The sequence below is a fragment of the Nocardioides sp. NPDC054178 genome (genome assembly GCF_055585005.1).
Map to the genome: position 1 here is coordinate 285442 of NZ_JBVJKY010000007.1, position 19363 is coordinate 304804.

Consider the following 19363-nt stretch of genomic DNA (forward strand, 5'->3'; position numbering starts at 1 on the left):
CATGCGGTGGTGGTCCACGACGCTGGTCCTGCTCCTTCCGATGGTCCTCACCGGATGCGGCTCGGGGCAGGACGACGCGGTACGCGAGACGGCCGCCGCCTTCCAGGCGGCGGCCGCCGCCCACGACTGGGGCCGGGCGTGCGCGCTGCTGGCTCCGGAGACGCGCTCCGAGCTGGAGTCCGCGGCCGGGAAGCCCTGCGACGGGGCGCTGGCCGAGGAGACCCTGCCCGCCCCGGGCGAGCCCGACGGCGTGGACGTCTTCGGCACCATGGCCGAGGTGCGCTACCAGGGCGAGACCCTGTTCCTGACCCGGTTCGCCGACGGCTGGCATCTGCACGCCGCCGGCTGCACGCCGCAGCAACCCAAGCCCTACGACTGCGCCCTGCACGGAGGCTGAGATGCGACTCATGTACGTCACCTATCTGGCGGTCATCGGGATCGGGCTGCTCTACACGTTCGTCCTCGCGCTGAGGCACGGGTGAGGGGCCTCGATGCGCCGGTTCCTCAAGGAGAACTCGCTCAGCCTGGTCTTCGGGGCGCTCTTCCTGGGCAGCCTCGTCGGCCAGGCGTTCGCCGGCTGGCACCAGCTCAACGACGAGCTGTTCGCGGACGGCCTGCATCAGCTCTCGCTGGGCGCCTACCTCACCTCGTCGAGCTTCGCCGTGGACGTGACGGAGAACTGGCAGAGCGAGTACCTCCAGTTCCTGCTCTACGTCGTCCTGACCGTCTGGTTGGTGCAACGAGGCTCCCCGGAGTCCAAGCCGCTCAAGGACGCCGGGCAGGAGTCCGACGAGAAGCAGAAGATCGGCGCGTTCGCCCGGTCCGACTCTCCCCGGCTGGCCCGGGTCGGTGGCCTGCGGACCGCGCTCTACTCCCGGTCGCTCGGGATCGTCATGGGCTCCATCTTCCTGATGTCCTGGCTGGTCCAGTCGGTGGCCGGGTGGGCGACGTACAACGAGTCCCGGCTGCGACAGCTGCGCGACCCGATCCCGTGGGTCTCCTACCTGGGCAACGCGGACTTCTGGGCGCGCACCCTGCAGAACTGGCAGTCCGAGTTCCTCGCGGTCGGCTCGATGGCCGTCCTCGCGATCTACCTCAGGCAGCGCGGGTCACCCGAGAGCAAGCCGGTCGGCTCCTCGCACGAGGCCACCGGCGTCGAGGGCTGAGGGACGCTCAGGCGTCGTCCTGCCTCAGCAGGCGCAGGACCGCGCGCTCGGCCGCGGCTTGGCGCCGCTGCGGGTCCTTGCTCACGGCCTCGCGGACCCGGATCGTGCGCCCCTGCTCGTGCAGCTCGAGCACCCGCGGGTCGACGTAGGAGCTGCGTGCGACCGCCGGCGTGTTCCCGAGATACTCCGCGACCTCCTTGATCGCGGCGACCTGCTGCTTGCGGCGGGACCTGGCGGTCGGGGTCGAGCGCCCGGCGGCGTGCGGGTCCTCGGCCAGCGCGAGCGCCGCGAGCACGGTGGCGTGCCAGGTCCTGAAGTCCTTCGCCGACACCGCCAGCCCGCTGATCTCGCGCATGTAGTCGTTGACCATGGCCGGCGTCAGCCGCTGCCACCGCCGGCCCTGCCGGTAGGCCAGGAGCTCCTCGAAACCGGCGCGCCGGCGTCGCAGCTGCGCGATCGCCTCCATCGAGAGCGGGTCGTCGATGCTGATGGCGTGCTCGACGCCGGACTTCCCGGTGAAGGCGAAGACGTAGCAGTCGCCCCGCTTGCGTACGTGGCGACGCTCCAGCGTCGTCAGGCCGAAGCCACCGTTCTCGTCGGCGTAGGCGTCGCTGCCGATGCGGAAGCACCCCAGGTCCAGCAGGCGCACCGCGAGCGCTGATGCCCGCGCATCGCTCATCCCGGTGGTGGTGAGATCGCGCTCCGTCCGCTCGCGTACGCGGGGCAGGACCGCCCCGAGCTCCAGCACCCGCTCGAACTTCTCCTGGTCACGCTTCGCTCGCCAGTCAGGGTGGTAGAGGTATTGCCGGCGGCCGGCCGCGTCGGTCCCGACGGCCTGCAGATGCCCGTTCTCACGGGGGCAGATCCAGACGTCCTCCCAGGCGGGCGGGATCGCCAGAGCCCGGATCCGCTCGATGGCGTCGTCCGGCAACCGGTCACCGGCCTCGTCGAGGTAGACGAAGCCGCGACCCGCGCGGCGGCGGGTCCACCCCGGCTCCTCCGTCGAGACCCGGCGAAGTCGAACCACCAGGGTCTCCTCTCAGCCGCTGGTCTCGTCGCGGTCGCCGTCGCGCGCTGCCGCGGCCAGCAGTCGGTGCGTACCGTCGCACCAGGGCTTGATCGCGGACCCGCCGCACATGCACACCGCGCTGACCGGTCGAACCGTGTGATGGATCTTCCCGTCGGCGTCCTGGATCTCGTGCTTCCCGCGCAGCAGCATCGGCCCGGCCGGGCACAGCACCACCGAGGCGTGCTCGAAGTCCGTCATGAGGCACCCCACTCGGTGAGCATCGTCCGGGCGTACCGTGCCTCCAGGTCGAGGCAGGTGAACGCGCCGAAGAGCACCTGCTCGCGCTCGCTCGGGTTCTCCTCCACGAACGAGCCGCACGCGTCGCGCACGGCCACCTGCTCGTGGACGGAGTCGGCCTCGACGTGCTCGTCGTAGTAGGCCGCCATCTCCTCGGGGAAGTCCAGCCGGCGCAGCCCCTGGGCGAGCTGCCGCGAGGGCACCGAGCTGGTCGACTCGAACGCGGCGAAGTGGCCGAGCGCCGCTCCGCGGAGTCGGCGGTGGAGCCCGAACAGCGAGAGGGCGTTGTTCATCTCGAGGATCTCGACCGGCGCCTCGTCGACGTAGCCGGCATGGTCGGTGCGCAGACCGGCCGCCTCCAGGCCGCGGCGGAAGAGGTGGTGATGGAGCCGGTTCGGGTCACCGTCGCCGTACTCGTCGAAGAGGATCTCCATCAGCGCGGCCTTGGGCCGGGTATCGAGCCGGGGAACGACCCAGCTGGTCGGGTCGGCCTCCTTGAGGTGGTAGAGCGAGCGGTGCTTGAGGATCTCGAGCACCTGCTCCCGCTCGGCCCGGCGCTGCACGAACCGGGCCAACGAGGGTCCGTCGTGCCCGGCGACCAGCCCGGGAATGTCCAGCTCGCGATCCTCCTGGAGGCCGCTGTGCGCCCAGCGCTGCCACAGCTCGGCCTCGAACGACCTCTCCAGACCGCGGCGCAGACGCAGCAGGTCCGCGTCCCACTCGAGATCGGGATCCACCTCGTCGAAGCCCCGGTAGTGGAGCTCGTAGAGCGTCCACAGAGCGATCTGGGCATCCTCCGCCGACTCCGGATCCGGCTCCAGGTCAGCAGTGGCGCCGCTCTGCAGCGCGGTGAAAACAGCGGCACTCAGGGTGCCACGCGACTTCGGCAGCATCTATGCCTACCTTTCCCTCAGACTCTCCGGTACCCGTTCGCCGGGTCCGACATGCTCGGCCGCGGTGCCCCGACGAGGTGCACGAGAACCCCTTCGCCCGGCGAGTCCCGGACCTCCTGGATCCTCAGGCCGCTGCCCTCGACCATCTCGTGCAGGCGATCGGCCTGCTCGGCGGTGCCGAGCTGGAGGACGGCGGCGCCACCGGGGGAGAGGTGCCGCGCCGTCGTCGCCAGGCATTTCTCGGCGACCAGCATCCCGTCGGCCCCGCCGTCGATGGCCGAGCGGGGGTCCTCGGGATACCGCTCGACCTGGGCCGTCGGCACCCACGGCGGGTCCGCGATCACCAGCCAGTAGCGCTCGTCTGGGTCCAGTGCGTGCTCCATGCTGCCCTGGCGTACCTCCACCAGGTGGGCCAGGCCGGCGCGTTCGGCGTTGGCCCGGGTGAACGCGCACGCGGCCGGGTCGGCATCGACGCAGACCAGGCGGCGGCCGGTCAGCGCGGCGGCGAGCAGGCCGATCTGGCCAGCGCCGGAACACAGCTCGAGCATCGGCCCGTCGGGCAGCTCCGCCGCGAGCTTGGCCGCCCATTCGGACTGACGGGCGGTCCAGGTACGCGGTGTGAGCACGCGATCGTCGAAGTCGATGTCGAGGTGACCGAATCGGATCATGTCAGCAGGTGCCTCCTGTTCAGGGTGGGAAGTTCAGGTGAGCTCGGCCAGCCGGACCGCGGCCCGGTCAAGACGACCCTCCTCGGTGTGGATCCGGCGCTGGGTCGAGGAGCCGGTGCCGCTGGTGAAGACCCGGTCGAGCCCCTTCTCGACGCGCACCAGGTCGCCGGTCTCACGCAAGGCCGGGCCGATGTGCTCGAGGAGGCGGTCCACCACCTCACGAGCCGGCCTCGGTCGATGGGTCTGCGGGTCGAGCAGCTCACCGGTGATCCCGTGCTTGCCCGCCTGCCACATGGCGAGCCGGAGCACGGCCACCGAAGCGGGCTCGGGCGGCCGTCCCTCGGCCCACTCCCTGGCACCGGTATCCACCAGCGCTCTCGACAGCGCGGCGACGAGCACGGCGTCGCGAGGGTCGAGACAGACGTCGGCGACCCGGATCTCGAGCGTCGGGTAGCTGCGGGACGGGCGAGCGTCGAAGTACGCCATGCCCTCGTCGAGCGGCACCCCCGTCTCGACGAGCAGGCGCAGATGGTCGGCGTACGCCTGGGCGCTGCCGAAGATCTCGGTCGGACCGTTGGTCGGCCACCGGGTCATCGCCTGGGAGCGGTAGCTGGCGTAGCCCGAGTCCTCGCCCTGCCAGTAGGGAGAGTTGGCGCTCACCGCGAGCAGCACGGGCAGCCAGGTGCGGATCCGGTCGAGCGCCCCGACGGCCTCGTCGTCGGAGTCGACCGAGACGTGCACGTGGCAGCCGCAGGTGAGCTGTTCGCTGGCGGTCAGCCCGAACCGATCCGTGATCGCCGCATAGCGCTCGTCGTCGAAGGTCCGAGGGCGCACCGGCAGCAGGGGTGTACCGCTGGCCAGGATCAGCGCGCCCGCCTCCTTCGCGGCCGCGCGAGCCTTGTCGCGCCACTGTCGCAGGTCGAGCTCCAGGAGCCCGAGATACTCCTCGGGCGGAGTGTCGGTCTCGACCTGCTGCTCCTGCATCTCCGGTCCCAGCGAACCACCGGCCTCGTCGGTCTCGACCTCGGTGTCGCCGCGCCGGCTCGCCACCCGGAGCACCTCGCTGGCCACCGAGCGCGGGGCGCCCGTCTCGGCGTCGACGAGAAGAAGCTCCTCCTCGACCCCGACTGTCCTGCGCTGGTGATGGGTACTGCTCGAAAAGTGTCTGTTCAACGTTTGCACCTACCTCTGAAAGGAGAAGCTCGACGATGTGTCGCCTGTTCGGATATGTGACCGAGTCGCCGTGTGCCGTGGCCGACCTGCTCGGGGAGGAGGGCCTGGACGCGTTCACCTCGCTCACCTCCGTGCACTCCGACGGGTGGGGAATGGCCTGGCACGCTCCGGAGGGCACCTGCACGACGAGCTCGCCGCGTTCCGCGAACGTCGATGACACCTATCGCCGGCTCGTCGAGGCCCCGCTCTCCCATGCCGGTTTCGTGCACCTTCGCTGGGCGACCGGTGGGCTCGACGTACGTCCGGAGAACACCCACCCGTTCCTGACCGACGGCGCCGCGTTCGCGCACAACGGCCACATCTCCCCGATCGCGGATCTCGAGGCCCTGCTGACCCCGGAGTCCCGGTCGCGGCTGCGCGGTGACACCGACAGCGAGCGCTACTTCCACTTCGTCCACCAGAACGTCGAGGAGTACGGCGACGAGGCCGAGGGCGTCACCCAGGCGCTGGCCACGCTGGTCCAGAAGTTCCCGCGGTGCAGCCTGAACGCACTGATGCTCACCCGCACGCACATGTTCGCGATCCACATCAACTCGCGTGCCGACTCGCCCCTGCGCGCGCTGCGCGAGCTCTTCGACGACGAGGGCGACATCCCGCCTCGACACACCACGGAGTACTTCGCCATGGACTACCGCCGCAGCGACCACGGGCTCGAGATCGTCTCCAGCGGCCTGGGGCAGCCAGGCTGGACCCCGGTACCCGCCGACACCGCGGTGATGGTCGACCTGGCCACCCGCGAGGTCACCAGGCTGGATCCGATCGCTCAGCTCGGTGCCGACGCGCTCCGCGCCCGCGACTGAGGAAGCGTCATCACCGACCTGCTGTGGGGTGCGTACGGCCATGCCCAGAGGTACCCCGTTCGGAGGCCTTTCATTCCGGGCTTGCACGTGCGCTGCATCCCGTGGACCTGCGGCCGATCTACGACGTCGGCTCCTCAGGCGGGCCGGGTCACTAGGGTCGAAAGACCATTTCTTTGACAAGTGACCAGGTTTATCCCCGATTTAGGTGACAAGAATCACTGTTTTGATGAAAGGTACAGGTGCCGACGTTCGGGAGGCGGCGTATCAGCCGAGATGCGGCTGTTCACAGTGATTTACCTGGGGGATCTATGCCGTCGCACAGTTCGATGGGTTCGTCGGTGCCGAGGTCGCGAGTGTCGCGCGCGTGGGGAGCGACACTCGCGACTCTCGTCGCAGTGGCGTTGACGGTCGGGGCCGGCCCGGCCGCGTTCGCGGACGAAGGGGACTCCTCGCAGTCCTCGGCGCAGTTCCTCAGCGGGTCGCTGCTCGACGGGCTCGACCTGAGCACGGTCGCCGGCATCGCCGGCGCGCAGGCGCAGCACACCGATGGTGCGGACCCGAGCGCTCCGACCGTGGACGACGCCGCTCTCGACGTGACCGCGCTGAGCACGATCGGGCTCGCCCTCCCGGGCATCGACCTCAGCCTGGGCGACCTGCTCCAGCTCGAGGCCGTCACCCAGCAGGCCACCGCCGCGGACGACGCGACCTCCAGCTCCAGCACGGGCACCGCGAGCGCGAGTCTCGATCTGACCGCGCTGCTCGGCCAGACCCAGGCCCTCGACGCCGCTGCGCTCGACCTGGGCGCGGTGGACTCATCCGCGCGGCTCGAGCCCGACCCCGACAACCCGGGGGAGTGGATCGTCACCCGCGACTACAACATCGCCGAGGCGACCCTCGATCTGCACTCGCCCGTCGTCGGTGACATCGGCACCACGACCAATCAGGCGATCGCCGACCTCAACACGCAGGTCAACGGTCTCAGCGATGTCATCGAGACCGCCGTCAACGGCAGCGTCAACCAGATCATCAACCTGGTCGGTGGAGTCACCGGCACCGCGAGCACGAACACGACCGTCACCGTCAACTCCCGGATCGACGAGCAGATCGACCAGGTCCTCAGCTCCCCGCTGTCGACCGACCTGGTCACGATCGACCCGCTGACGGGCCAGGTCACCGTGAACCTCGCCGGTGGCATCGACCTCAACGACCTTCCGCCCAACTCGACCCTGCTCAGCCCCGAGGTGATGCAGCAGGTCTCCGCCGACGTGGCGACGCTCCTGGGCCAGCTGCAGGACAACCTGAACGACGTCATCACCAACGCCTACGACTACATCGACATCACGATCACGTCGAGCACCACGCTGCGGGACCCGGTCTTCGGCACCACCCTCGGCGGGCTGAACATCGGCTACACCGGGACGGTCGGTGACCTTCTCGACGGTACGACCCCGATCACCGCCGACGGCAGCGGCGTCCTCGCACCGCTCGACGCCCTGCTCGGACCGATCACGAACATCCTGGTGCCCGCGATCGGAGGTGCGGTCGACACCGCGCTCAACACCGCGCTGGCGACGGCCGGACAGGCGATCGACGAGGTGGTGACCCAGGCGACGAACACGCTCGCTCCCGTCCTGGAGAGCCTGACCGACGTCGTCGCGGTCAACGTCAACGTGCAGAACGACGTCGGCGGAACCGGCCCCGGGCCCTACAGCGTCACGGCCGTGCAGGTCACCCTCCTCGACGACACCGGTGCCCAGCTCAACCTGGCCACCTCCACGGTCGGCCCCAACGTCGACCAGGACGGCACCGCGCCGGAGGCGCCGGTGATCGAGTCGCCCGCGGACGGGTCCTCGATCAGCGACAGCACCCCGACGATCACGGGCACCGGCGAACCCGGTGCCACGGTCGAGGTGAGCATGGACGGGACCGTGATCGGTACGACCACGGTCGATGCGGACGGCACCTGGACGCTGCCGACGACCGACGCGCTGGCCGACGGGGAGCACACCGTCTCGGCGGTCCAGACCGATGAGGCCGGCAACGTGTCTCCGGCGGACTCCAACACCTTCACCATCGACACGGCCGCGCCGGAGGCGCCGGTGATCGAGTCTCCCGCGGACGGGTCCTCGATCAGCGACAGCACCCCGACGATCACGGGCACCGGCGAACCCGGTGCCACGGTCGAGGTGAGCATGGACGGGACCGTGATCGGCACGACCACGGTCGATGCGGACGGCACCTGGACGCTGCCGACGACCGATGCGCTGGCCGCCGGGGAGCACACGGTCTCGGCGGTCCAGACCGATGAGGCCGGCAACGTGTCTCCGGCGGACTCCAACACCTTCACCATCGACACCGCCGGCCCCGAGGCGCCCGTGATCACCGGTCCGGCCGACGGCTCGACGATCGGCCCGGACGTCCAGACCGTGACCGGTACGGCCGAGCCGAACGCGACGGTGAACCTGACCGTCGACGGGGTCGACCACGAGACCACGGCCAACGCCGATGGCGCCTGGAGCATCGACGTCGGTACGCCCTTCGCTGAGGGCGAGCACACCGCGACGGCCACGCAGACCGACGCCGCCGGCAACACCTCTCCGGCCGCGACCAGCACCTTCACGGTGGACGCCTCCGAGGAGGCGCCGGTCATCACCAGCCCGGAGAGCGGCACCACCACCGACGACAACACGCCGACCATCGAGGGCACCGGTACCCCCGGCACCACGATCACGGTCTACGACCAGGACGACAACGAGATCGGCACGACCACCGTCGCACCCGGTGGCACGTGGACGCTCGACGCGCCGGAGCTCGCGGACCGGACGTACACCTTCGTCGCGACGCAGACCGACGACCTCGGCAACGTCTCGCCCGAGAGCAACTCGGTGATCCTCACCATCGACACGGCCGCCCCGGAGGCGCCCGTGATCACCTCGCCGGAGGCGGACTCGGTCACGGCCGACAACACGCCGACGGTCACCGGCACCGGCGAGCCCGGCGCCGAGGTCGAGGTCTTCATCGACGGCGTCCCGGTCGGCACGACCACGGTCGACGACCAGGGCAACTGGTCGCTGGAGCTGACCACCGCGCTGGCCGACGGCGGCCACACGGCCACCGCGACCCAGACCGACGAGGCGGGCAACCTCTCGCCGACCTCCGACCCGGTCCCGTTCACGGTCGACACCCAGGCGCCGGCCGCGCCCGTGATCACCTCACCCGCCGACGGCGACGTCACCGACGACAGCACCCCGACGGTCACGGGCACCGGTGAGCCGGGTGCGACGGTCGAGGTGACGATCGACGGTGAGGTCGTGGGTGAGGCCACGGTGAGCCCCGAGGGCACCTGGGAGCTGCCGTTGACCGAGCCGTTGGCCGATGGCGAGCACACGGTGACGGCGACCCAGACCGACGCGGCCGGCAACGTCTCCGAGCCCTCCGCACCGGTCACCTTCACGGTCGACACCACGGCACCGGACGCTCCGGTGATCACCTCGCCGACCGACGGATCCACGACGTCGGACAACACCCCGACCATCACCGGCACCGGCGAGCCCGGCGCGACGGTCGAGGTGACGATCGACGGTGAAGTCGTGGGTGAGGCCACGGTGAGCCCCGAGGGCACCTGGGAGCTGCCGTTGACCGAGCCGTTGGCCGATGGCGAGCACACGGTGACGGCGACCCAGACCGACGCGGCCGGCAACGTCTCCGAGCCCTCCGCACCGGTCACCTTCACGGTCGACGCGGCGGCCCCGGAGGCGCCGGCGATCACCTCGCCGGCCGACGGATCCACGACCGCTGACCCGACCCCGACCGTCAGCGGTACGGCGGAGCCCAACAGCACCGTCGAGGTGACCATCGACGGCACCGTCGTCGGCACCGCTCCCGTCGACGGCGACGGCAACTGGAGCCTGATCCTCACCGACCCGCTCGACGAGGGACCGCACACCGCGACCGCCACGGCGACCGACGACTCCGGCAACGTCTCGGACCCGTCGGCGCCGGTCACCTTCACCGTCGATCAGACCGCGCCGGAGGCGCCGGTGATCACCGGTCCGGCCGACGGCAGCACGGTCAGCGACACGACACCGCCGATCACCGGCACCGGTGAGGCGGGCGCCACGGTCGAGGTCACCATCGACGGCGAGGTCGTCGGCGAGACCACCGTGAACCCGGACGGCACCTGGACGTTCACCCCGAGCGAGCCGCTCGCCGACGGCGAGCACACGGTGACGGCGACCCAGACAGACGAGGCCGGCAACACCTCCGAGGTCTCGGAGCCGGTGAGCTTCACCGTCGACGCCTCCTCGGACGCGCCGGTGATCACCTCGCCGGAGTCGGGCGACAGCACTGGCGACGACACCCCGGCCATCGCGGGCACCGGGAACCCCGGTGACACCATCACCGTCATCATCGACGGCGACCCGGTCGGGGAGACGACGGTGGACCCGGACGGCACCTGGACGTTCACGCCGACCGAGCCGCTCGAGGACGGGGACCACACGATCACCGCCACCGCGACCGACCCGCTGGGCAACACCTCGGGGGAGTCGAACGCCGTGATCATCACCGTGGACACGACCGCTCCCGAGGCGCCCGAGATCACCTCCCCGGCCGATGGCGGGTCGACCAGCGACACGACGCCGACGATCGAGGGCACCGGTGAGCCGGGTGCCACCGTGACCGTCGAGATCGATGGTGAAGAGGTCGGCACCGCGGTCGTCCGGCCGGACGGCACCTGGTCGCTCGAGGTCACCGACCCGCTAGCCGTGGGCGAGCACACGGTCGAGGCGGTGCAGACCGACCCGGCGGGCAACACCAGCCCGGCGACCACGGTCGACTTCACCGTCACCCCGGCGGCCCCGGTGATCACCTCGCCCCAGGACGGCGACAGCGTGGACACGACCCCGGACGTCGCCGGCACCGGCCAGCCCGGTGCGAACGTGACGGTCCAGGTCGACGGCAAGGACGTCGACACGGTTCCGGTCGGCGAGGACGGCACCTGGTCGACGACGCTGCCCGCGCTCGGCTGCGGCGAGCACACCCTGACCGCGACCCAGACCGTCACCGCCCCCGAGGGCGGCGCGGCTCGCGGGATCGCGGGAGCTGCCGGACGTACGGTCACGTCGCCGGCCTCGGACGCGGTCGTCATCGAGGTCGCCTGTGCCGGGAACGGCGCCGACCCCGGCGGCTCCGCCGGGTCCGACGGCGGGGACAAGGGCGACGAGGGCGCCGGCGCGGTCCTGCCCAACACCGGCTCACCGACCTTCCTCGCCGCGCTGCTCGGGCTGGGCATCGGCCTGGTGATCATCGGCGGGCTGATGGTGGCGGGGAGGTTCCGCCGCCAGAGCTGACGGCCGGTCCCCCCACCACCCGTGGGGGGACCGCTGACTTTTCCCAGCCAGCCCGTGCCTTGCTCACAGGAACCTCACAGCGGGCGAGCGGAGTGTTGAGGCATCAACAGCCTCAAGGAGCACTCGATGTCCCGTTCTCGTCGTATCCGCCGTTCACTTCTCGCCGTCGCGGCGATCCCGCTCGTCGCGATCCCGGTCGCCACACCGGCCCTCGCCATGGCGGCGGTCGCCAGCAGGACGTACGTCGCCGAGTCAGGCCCGGGGTCTGCCTCCGGCTCCCTCGGGACCTACGGCGGAGACAGCTACCAGGGCGGGATCAGCGGCGGCTACGGCTACGGCGGAACCGCGGATCCCTACCAGCGCGGTCTCGGCACCTCGACCGCGACAGTCGATTCCGAGCCCGCGACCGAGGAGGAGTCGACCGGCGTCGTGCTGATCAACACCACGGTCGACTACGGCACCGCGCAGGGCGCGGGCACGGGGCTCACGATCACCGGAGACGGGATCGTGGTGACCAACCACCACGTCGTCGAGGGGGCCACCTCGATCACGGTGACGGACCCGAGCACGGGGGAGACGTACGCCGCGAAGGTCCTCGGCTACGACGACGTCCATGACGTCGCGGTGCTGCAGCTGGAGGACGCCTCGGGACTCTCGACGGTCGCGACCGACCGGGGTGCCGCCACCCAGGGTGAGGAGGTCACCTCGGTCGGCAATGCCGAGGGCCAGGGCTCGCTCACGGCCGCGGACGGGACGGTCACCGACCCGAGCACCGCGATCACCGTCAGCAACGAGGACGGCACCTCCGCCGAGCTCGGCGACCTGATCCAGACCGACGCCGACGTCGTCTCCGGAGACTCCGGCGGCGCGCTGCTCGACGAGGACGGCGAGGTCATCGGGATGAACGTCGCCGCGACCTCGGGCTCGGCCGAGATCTCCGGCTACGCCATCCCGATCGACACCGTGCTCGACATCGCCGCCCAGATCCTCGCCGGGGAGGAGTCGGGCGACGTCGAGATCGGTGGCTCGGCCGCCGCGCTCGGGGTGCAGGTCGACACGACCAGGTCGACGCTGGTCGTCGGTGTCGTCGAGGACGGGGCCGCCGAGGCCGCCGGGATCACCGAGGGCAGCACGATCACCTCCGTCGGCGGGACCGCCGTGGCCGGCATCGAGGACATCACCTCGGTGCTGAGCGACCACGAGCCCGGCGAGGAGATCTCGGTCGGCTGGACCGATGCCTCCGGCGAGTCCCACAGCGCCACCGTCACCCTCGGCGAGGGTCCGGTCGCCTGATCGCGAGGGTCAGCTGCTCGGTCCGTCGTCGTCGCCGGGGCCGCCCGTCGCCTCGTCGGAGATCGGACGCTCCGCCCTGATCGGGATCGCGCCGGTGTAGCCCTCGCGCTCGAGGGCGATCTGCTCGACCCGGTCGCGGACGACCCGCCAGCCGATCATCAGCGCCGGGATGATGATGACCAGGGTCGCGACCGTCCAGGTGCCGATCGGGTAGTCGAAGCCCATCAGGACGAGCACGGTGGCGAGGAACGCGAGCGTGGCGTAGCCGGTCCACGGCGATCCCCACAGCCGGAAGTCGGGCCGGTACATCAGCCCCTTCTTCCACCGCCGGTAGAGCTGGATCTGGCAGATCACGATGGTCGCCCAGGACGCGATGATGCCGAGCGCCGACATGTTCAGCACGATCTCGAACGCCTGGCCCGGCACGATCGCGTTGAGGCCGACGCCGAGAAGCGTGATGCTGCCGGTGAGCAGGATCCCGCCGAACGGCACGCCGTTCCTCGACATCCGAGCGGTGAAGGTGGGCGCGCTCCCGCTCATCGCCATGGACCGCAGGATGCGCCCGGTGGAGTAGAGGCCGGCGTTGAGCGAGGAGAGTGCCGCGGTCAGCACCACGAGGTTCATGATCGTCCCGGAGTTCGCGATCCCGAGCTGGTCGAAGAAGGTCACGAACGGGCTCTCGTCGGCCCGGTAGGACGTGTAGGGCAGCAGCAGCGCCAGCAGCACCAGCGAGCCCACGTAGAACACCGCGATCCGGGCGATGACGGAGTTGATCGCCCGGGGCATGATCTTGGCCGGCTCGGCGGTCTCGCCGGCGGCGGTGCCGACGAGCTCGACCGCTGCGTACGCGAAGACGACGCCGGAGATGACGATGACCAGCGGGAGCACACCGACGGGGAACAGCCCGCCGTTGTCGATGATCATGCCGATCCCGGTCTCCTGGCCGTTGAGGTCCTCGCCTCCGGCGAGCACGATCATCCCGAGCACGAGGAAGGCCAGCAGCGCGACCACCTTGATCAGCGCCGCCCAGAACTCCAGCTCGCCGAAGAGCTTGACCGAGATCAGGTTCATCGAGAGCACGACCGCGAGCGCGACGAGCGCGATCAGCCATTGTGGGACGACCTCGAAGGTGCCCCAGAAGTGCATGTACGTCGCGATCGCGGTGACATCGACGATGGAGGTCATCGCCCAGTTCAGGAAGTACATCCAGCCGGCGGCGAACGCGGCCGGCTCGCCCAGGAACTCGCGGGCGTAGGAGACGAACGATCCCGACGAGGGCCGGTGCAGCACGAGCTCGCCGAGCGCGCGCAGGATGAGGAAGACGAACACTCCGCACAGGGCGTAGACGAGGAACAGGCCAGGTCCGGCCTCGTGGAGGCGGCCGCCCGCTCCCAGGAACAGCCCGGTGCCGATGGCGCCGCCGATGGCGATCATCTGCAGCTGCCGCGGGCTGAGGCTCTTGTGGTAGCCCTCGTCCTCGTCGGTCAGGCCGTTGACCTGGCTGGTCTGGCTCGTCTGGCTGCCGGTCTGGTCGTCGGTGTCGGTCATCGGCTCGCTCCCGGTCCGGTGTGGGGTGGCTCGGGCACGTCCTTGAACAGCAGCCACCCGCCGACCACGGCGACGACCGCCGCGACGGCGTAGCCGATCAGCGACCACCAGCCGAGGTGCAGGTACGCCGTCACCCCGACGATCGCCAACGCGAGGAACACCATCGTCATGCCGATGATCGGCGTCCGTGGCCTGTACGGATCCCGTGCCAATGCGATCACCTCACCTGCAGGGCCCCCGATGGCCCCGCTCCGGGACCAATTAGAGCGCATCGACCGCGTTCTCGCGGTGACCGGACGTCGCCCGGCGTTTCCGTTCCGCCGGAGGGCAAATAACAGTAAGGTCGCCTTACAGTTAACCCCCATGAAGGAGCGTTTCGATGCGTAGCTCGAGGATCCGCACCATCCGCACCACACTCACGGCGACGGCCGCACTGGCTCTCGTCCTGGTCGCCCCGCTGGCCGCGCCGGCCGCGGTGCCCGACTCCCAGGCCGGCGGCACAACCCGGGCCGGAGAGGTCGACGCCGCCGCCCTGACCTGGTCCGACGAGTTCGACGGGCCCGCCGGCAGTGCCCCCAACGGCGCCAACTGGAACTTCGAGACCGGCGGCGGGGGCTGGGGCAACAACGAGCTGCAGACCTACACCGACTCCCGTGACAACTCCGCGCTCGACGGCAACGGCAACCTGGTCATCACCGCCCGGCAGAGCGGGAGCGGCTACACCTCGGCCCGACTCACCACCAAGGGCAAGGTCCAGCCGAAGTTCGGGCGCCTGGAGGCGCGGATCCAGATCCCGCGCGGCCAGGGGATCTGGCCGGCGTTCTGGATGCTCGGCGGCCAGTTCCCGAACACGCCGTGGCCGAACGCCGGCGAGATCGACATCATGGAGAACGTCGGCTATGAGCCCCATCTGGTCCACGGAACCCTGCACGGTCCGGGATACTCCGGCGGCAACGGCATCACCGGTCAGTACATGCACCCGCAGGGCTGGTCCTTCGCCGACACCTTCCACACCTTCGCCATCGACTGGCAGCCCGGCTCGATCACCTGGTCCGTCGACGGCGTCGCCTACCAGACCTTCACCACCGCCAACACCGGCGCCAACCCCTGGGTCTTCGACCAGCCGTTCTTCTTCATCCTCAACGTCGCGGTCGGCGGCAACTGGCCCGGCAACCCCGACGGCACGACCCAGTTCCCGCAGAGCATGGTCGTGGACTACGTACGCGTCTACGACTCACAGCTCTAGGCCCACCTGGATACGACGGGACGTTCCGATCGGTCACCCGCGGGTGGACCGACCGGAACGTCCCGTCGTTTCTGTCTCGGCCGGCGCCCGAGCACTACGGGTTCGGTACGGGTCTGAGAGCTCACCCGGTCCTGTCAGCCTGAGCCGTCCGATCTTGATCACAGGAGGAACGTTGCTCAGATCATTGAACAAGAAGCTCACTTTCGCGCTTGCCGGACTGGCGGTCGTCGGTGCGAGCGTCGTCGTTAGCTCGCCGCCGGCATCAGCTGCGGGCGTGTGCAACGGCAGCGCGAGCGGGTGGGTGTATCACAACTACAACTACCGGATGGCGATGGTGTACGACTCGAACAGCGCGAACACGCCGCTGTGCTACCTGAACCCGGGTCATACGGGCAACGCCGTCAAGACCCTGCAGCGGGCCCTGAATCAGTGCTACGGGCGCAACCTGGACGTCGACGGGATCTACGGCGACGCGACCAAGGCGGCGGTGAAGGTGGCCCAGGGGCGTCACGGGCTCAAGCAGGACGGACTGTTCGGCCCGAACACCAGCAAGGCCATGACCTGGCCATGGAACGACGACATCAGGTACCGCGGCTGTGAGACGCGCGCGGCCGCGAGCTTCCAGTGGGTCTGGGTCTGACGCGGAGGACTGAGCAGCTTCGGCCCGGCTGACCATCACGCCGGGCCGAGGAAGCGGATCAGGACGCCCTCGTCGTGGTGCACGCGGGCTCGCACGCCGTAGACGTCGGCGATGAGGGTCTCGGTGAGCACCTGTGCGGGCGGGCCGCCGGCGACGACACGGCCTTCCGAGAGCACGAAGACCTGGTCGCAGTAGGTGGCGGCGAGGTTGAGGTCGTGCAGCGCGACCAGGCATGTCGTGGGCATCCGGCGGACCAGTGAGAGCAGGGCGAGCTGGTGACGTACGTCGAGGTGGTTGGTCGGCTCGTCCAGGAGCAGGATCTCCGGCTCCTGGGTGAGTGCGCGAGCGATCTGCGTACGTTGCCGCTCGCCGCCCGACAGCGTCGAGAAGCGCTGGTCGAGGCGGTCGGCGATGCCGGCGTGGGCGGCGGCCTCCTCGATGACGCCTCGGTCCTGGGCGCTGTCGGGTGCCCAGGCCGGGCGGTGGGGGACCCGGCCGAGGGCGACGACGTCGCGTACGCGGAGGTCCTGGCTGGTCGCCGGCTCCTGCTCCACGACCGCGAGCCGGCGGGCCAGCCTGCGCCGGGACATGCCGGCGAGCGGGCTGCCGTCGAGGAGGACGCCCCCGGAGTCCGGCGGCCGGAGACCGGCCAGGATCCGGATCAGCGAGGACTTCCCGGACCCGTTGGGCCCGAGCAGCCCCACGGTGGTTCCGTCCTCGACCCGGAGGGACACGTCGTCGACCACGAGCCGGCCACGGGGCGCCCAGCGGACCCGGCCGGCCTCGAGCGCCGTCATCGCCGCGCTCGCATCAGCACCAGCGCGAACGCGGGTACGCCGACCAGCGCGGTCGCCACCCCGACCGGGAGCTCCTCGGGATCGATCACCGTGCGGGCCGCGGTGTCGACCCAGATCAGGAAGATCGCGCCGAGCAGTGCGGTGGCCGGGAGCAGCAGCCGGTGCCCGACCCCGACCAGCGCTCGCGCCAGGTGCGGCAGGACCAGCCCGACGAAGCCGATCGCCCCGGACGTGGAGACGATGACGGCCGTCATCAGCGCCGTGAGCACGAGGAGCACCACCCGGATGCGGGTGACGTCGACGCCGAGCGAGGCCGCGGCGTCGTTGCCGAACGCGAACGCGTCCAGCCAGCCGGCGCCCGCGACACAGCAGAGCAGCCCGCCGACCACGACCACCCCGCAGACGAGCACGTCGGTCCAGCTCGCCGAGGAGAGCGACCCGAGCAGCCAGAAGAGCACCCCGCGCGTCTGCTCGGCGTCGGCCGCGGTGAACACGATGAACGAGGTGAGCGCCGAGAAGAGCTGGGTCGCGGCGATGCCGGCCAGCACGAGCCGGTCGGTGGTGCCGCCGGCGAGCGAGGCGAGCAGCAGCACGAGCGCGAACGAGACGAGCGCGCCCGCGAACGCCCCGGTCGAGAGACCGATCGCGCCCGACCCGATGCCGAGCACGACGACCGCGACCGCCCCGGTGGAGGCTCCCGAGGAGATGCCGAGCACGAACGGGTCGGCGAGCGGGTTGCGCAGCAGCGACTGCAGGATCACCCCGCAGATGGCCAGCCCCGCCCCACAGATCCCGGCCAGCAACGTACGCGGCAGCCGCAGGTCCCACACGATGCTCTGCTGGAGCAGCGTGAGGTCGGAGGAGCCCAGGCCCACCCGGTCGGCGACCACGCCGTAGACGTCGCCGACCCCCAGGTCCGAGGGTCCGACGGTGATCGCCCCGGCGACGGACGCCAGCACGAGCAGCGGAGCCAGGACCAGCAGGAGGCCGGTGATCCTGATCGCCGAGCCGTCACCCGCGTCGGTCGAGCCGTCGCCTACGTCGGTCGAGCCGTCACCTAGGTCGGTCGAGCCGTCACCTAGGTCGGCCGAGCCGTCACCTAGGTCGGTCGAGCCGTCACCCAGGTCGGGCGAGGCGTCACCCAGGTCGGTCGAGCCGTCACGTACATCGGCCGAGCCGTCACTCAGGTCGGCCGAGCCGTCACCCAGGTCGGCCGAAGCGTCACCTACGTCGCCCGAGGCGTCACCGCCCTGCCAATTCGGCCGACCGGGGTGACGCTTCGGCCGACGGGGGTGACGCCTCGGCTCGGGGCGTACCGACATCAGCGGAGGCCGAGGTCGGCGAGCTGGTCGGCGGTGCTCTCCACCGCGTAGACGGTGCGGATGGAGGGGTTGAGCTCGGCACCGGAGAGGGTCACGAAGCGGCCGTTGCGGACCGCGTCCATCCGGGCGGTGACCGGGTTGCTCCTCAGGTAGTCGATCTTGGCGCGGGCGGTCTCGGCGGTCTGGCTCTTGCGGGTCAGGTCGCCGAGGACGATGACGTCGGGGTTGCGCTCGGCGACGGTCTCCCAGTTGATCTGCGGCCACTCGTCGGTGGTGTCGTCGAAGACGTTCTCGATGCCGAGGGTGCGGCCGATGATCCCCGGGCCGCCGCAGCAGCCGGCCAGGTAGGGAGACTCGGAGTTGGCGAACCAGTACATCGCGCTCACCTCGCCTTCGGGCGCCTGGCTCTCGGCGGCCTCCAGGCGCCGAGACAGGTCGGCGACGAGCTCCTCGCCGCGCTCGGGGACGCCGAAGATCCGCGCCAGGTCGGTGATCTCCTGGAGGATCGTGTCGATCTCGAGGGTATCGTGGCGGGTGCCGTCGTCGTCGCCCTCGTTGTCCTTGAGGCACTCGGCGGGGGAGAGGTAGGAGCCCACGCCGAGCTTCTCCAGGTCCTCGGGCGTGGTCACCCCGCCCTCACCCAGCGTGCTGGCGAAGGAGGCCGTCACGAAGTCGGGCTCGGCCTCCAGGACGCGCTCGTAGGACGGCGCGTTCTCGGCGAGCCGGGGCACGTCCTCGTTGTCGGCGGCGAGCGTGTCGAGCACCGGGTCGGTCCAGCTCGCGGTGCCGGCCATCGAGTCGGCGAGGCCGAGCGAGAGCAGGATCTCGGTGGTGCCCTGGTTGAGCGAGACGACGCGCTCGGGCGGCGCCTCGAGGGTCAGCTCACGGCCGCAGTTGGTCAGGGTGAGCGGAAAGCCGGCCGCGTCTGCGGCCGCCTGCGGTGCGCCGGAGCGCTGGTCGGTGGCGCAGCCGGCCAGCGCGGAGCCGAGCACCAGGATGGTGCTCGCGGTGAACGTACGGGCCAGGGTCGGTCGGATGGTGCGGGAGGGGTGCACGTCGGTCCTCGAGCGGGTCGCGGGCTGGTGCGCGTCGCCCGTGCT

Annotated in this window: 17 protein-coding genes; 7 read left to right on the plus strand and 10 right to left on the minus strand. The window is 70.6% G+C overall.

What is annotated here, in order from left to right:
• The first annotated feature begins 1 nt into the window (after window position 1).
• Entirely contained in the window at window positions 2–397 is a 396-nt protein-coding gene (locus ACZ6WN_RS23870; RefSeq protein WP_465868193.1) for a hypothetical protein, read from the plus strand.
• A gap of 94 nt (window positions 398–491) precedes the next feature.
• Window positions 492–1166, plus strand: coding sequence for a DUF6766 family protein (locus ACZ6WN_RS23875; RefSeq protein WP_465868195.1), 675 nt, complete (start codon window positions 492–494; stop codon window positions 1164–1166).
• A 7-nt stretch (window positions 1167–1173) separates the two neighbouring features.
• On the opposite strand, the gene ACZ6WN_RS23880 is transcribed toward ACZ6WN_RS23875, so the two are convergent.
• The 5 genes from ACZ6WN_RS23880 to ACZ6WN_RS23900 are packed head-to-tail and all read right to left on the minus strand — an operon-like array spanning window position 1174 to window position 5206.
• Window positions 1174–2193, minus strand: a complete 1020-nt coding sequence (locus ACZ6WN_RS23880; protein WP_465868197.1) for a DNA topoisomerase IB — start codon at window positions 2191–2193, stop codon at window positions 1174–1176.
• A 12-nt stretch (window positions 2194–2205) separates the two neighbouring features.
• Window positions 2206–2433: a CDGSH iron-sulfur domain-containing protein gene (locus tag ACZ6WN_RS23885; protein ID WP_465868199.1), complete on the minus strand. Its 228-nt coding sequence runs from the start codon at window positions 2431–2433 to the stop codon at window positions 2206–2208.
• The gene (locus tag ACZ6WN_RS23890; RefSeq protein WP_465868201.1) at window positions 2430–3365 is read right to left on the minus strand and encodes an iron-containing redox enzyme family protein; all 936 of its coding nucleotides are present in this window, start codon (window positions 3363–3365) and stop codon (window positions 2430–2432) included. Before ACZ6WN_RS23890 ends, ACZ6WN_RS23885 begins: the two co-directional genes overlap by 4 nt.
• A 17-nt stretch (window positions 3366–3382) precedes the next feature.
• Window positions 3383–4033 (minus strand): methyltransferase domain-containing protein, encoded by a 651-nt coding sequence (locus ACZ6WN_RS23895; RefSeq protein ID WP_465868203.1) that lies wholly within the window; start codon window positions 4031–4033, stop codon window positions 3383–3385.
• 33 nt (window positions 4034–4066) lie between these two features.
• Entirely contained in the window at window positions 4067–5206 is a 1140-nt protein-coding gene (locus tag ACZ6WN_RS23900; protein WP_465868205.1) for a carboxylate-amine ligase, read from the minus strand.
• A 35-nt stretch (window positions 5207–5241) separates the two neighbouring features.
• Here ACZ6WN_RS23900 and ACZ6WN_RS23905 point away from each other — a divergent pair, with 35 nt between their 5' ends.
• From ACZ6WN_RS23905 to ACZ6WN_RS23915, 3 genes are all read left to right on the plus strand, one after another.
• Window positions 5242–6066 carry a class II glutamine amidotransferase gene (locus ACZ6WN_RS23905; RefSeq protein ID WP_465868207.1) on the plus strand — a complete coding sequence of 275 codons (825 nt, stop codon included), beginning with the start codon at window positions 5242–5244 and terminating at the stop codon, window positions 6064–6066.
• Window positions 6067–6461: 395 nt separating this feature from the next.
• Complete coding sequence (locus ACZ6WN_RS23910) at window positions 6462–11417, plus strand: Ig-like domain-containing protein (protein WP_465868209.1); 4956 nt, start codon at window positions 6462–6464, stop codon at window positions 11415–11417.
• A gap of 126 nt (window positions 11418–11543) precedes the next feature.
• Entirely contained in the window at window positions 11544–12710 is a 1167-nt protein-coding gene (locus ACZ6WN_RS23915) for a S1C family serine protease (protein WP_465868211.1), read from the plus strand.
• Window positions 12711–12719: 9 nt separating this feature from the next.
• Here ACZ6WN_RS23915 and ACZ6WN_RS23920 read toward each other — a convergent pair whose 3' ends face one another.
• Window positions 12720–14258, minus strand: a complete 1539-nt coding sequence (locus ACZ6WN_RS23920; protein WP_465868213.1) for an amino acid permease — start codon at window positions 14256–14258, stop codon at window positions 12720–12722.
• A complete protein-coding gene (locus ACZ6WN_RS23925) occupies window positions 14255–14428 on the minus strand; it encodes a hypothetical protein (RefSeq protein WP_465868215.1) in 174 nt (57 codons plus the stop codon). Before ACZ6WN_RS23925 ends, ACZ6WN_RS23920 begins: the two co-directional genes overlap by 4 nt.
• Before the next feature lie 209 nt (window positions 14429–14637).
• On the opposite strand from ACZ6WN_RS23925, the gene ACZ6WN_RS23930 reads away from it, so the two are divergent.
• Together ACZ6WN_RS23930 and ACZ6WN_RS23935 are read left to right on the plus strand one after the other, a co-directional pair.
• Window positions 14638–15504 carry a glycoside hydrolase family 16 protein gene (locus tag ACZ6WN_RS23930; protein WP_465868217.1) on the plus strand — a complete coding sequence of 289 codons (867 nt, stop codon included), beginning with the start codon at window positions 14638–14640 and terminating at the stop codon, window positions 15502–15504.
• Window positions 15505–15688: 184 nt separating this feature from the next.
• Window positions 15689–16144: a peptidoglycan-binding domain-containing protein gene (locus ACZ6WN_RS23935; RefSeq protein ID WP_378732816.1), complete on the plus strand. Its 456-nt coding sequence runs from the start codon at window positions 15689–15691 to the stop codon at window positions 16142–16144.
• Between the two features lie 35 nt (window positions 16145–16179).
• Here ACZ6WN_RS23935 and ACZ6WN_RS23940 read toward each other — a convergent pair whose 3' ends face one another.
• The 3 genes from ACZ6WN_RS23940 to ACZ6WN_RS23950 are packed head-to-tail and all read right to left on the minus strand — an operon-like array spanning window position 16180 to window position 19318.
• Window positions 16180–16941, minus strand: coding sequence for an ABC transporter ATP-binding protein (locus ACZ6WN_RS23940; protein ID WP_465868220.1), 762 nt, complete (start codon window positions 16939–16941; stop codon window positions 16180–16182).
• Window positions 16938–18263 (minus strand): FecCD family ABC transporter permease, encoded by a 1326-nt coding sequence (locus tag ACZ6WN_RS23945; RefSeq protein WP_465868222.1) that lies wholly within the window; start codon window positions 18261–18263, stop codon window positions 16938–16940. Before ACZ6WN_RS23945 ends, ACZ6WN_RS23940 begins: the two co-directional genes overlap by 4 nt.
• Window positions 18263–19318: an ABC transporter substrate-binding protein gene (locus ACZ6WN_RS23950; protein WP_465868223.1), complete on the minus strand. Its 1056-nt coding sequence runs from the start codon at window positions 19316–19318 to the stop codon at window positions 18263–18265. The genes ACZ6WN_RS23945 and ACZ6WN_RS23950 overlap by 1 nt, the downstream gene beginning before the upstream one ends.
• Window positions 19319–19363: the final 45 nt, after the last annotated feature.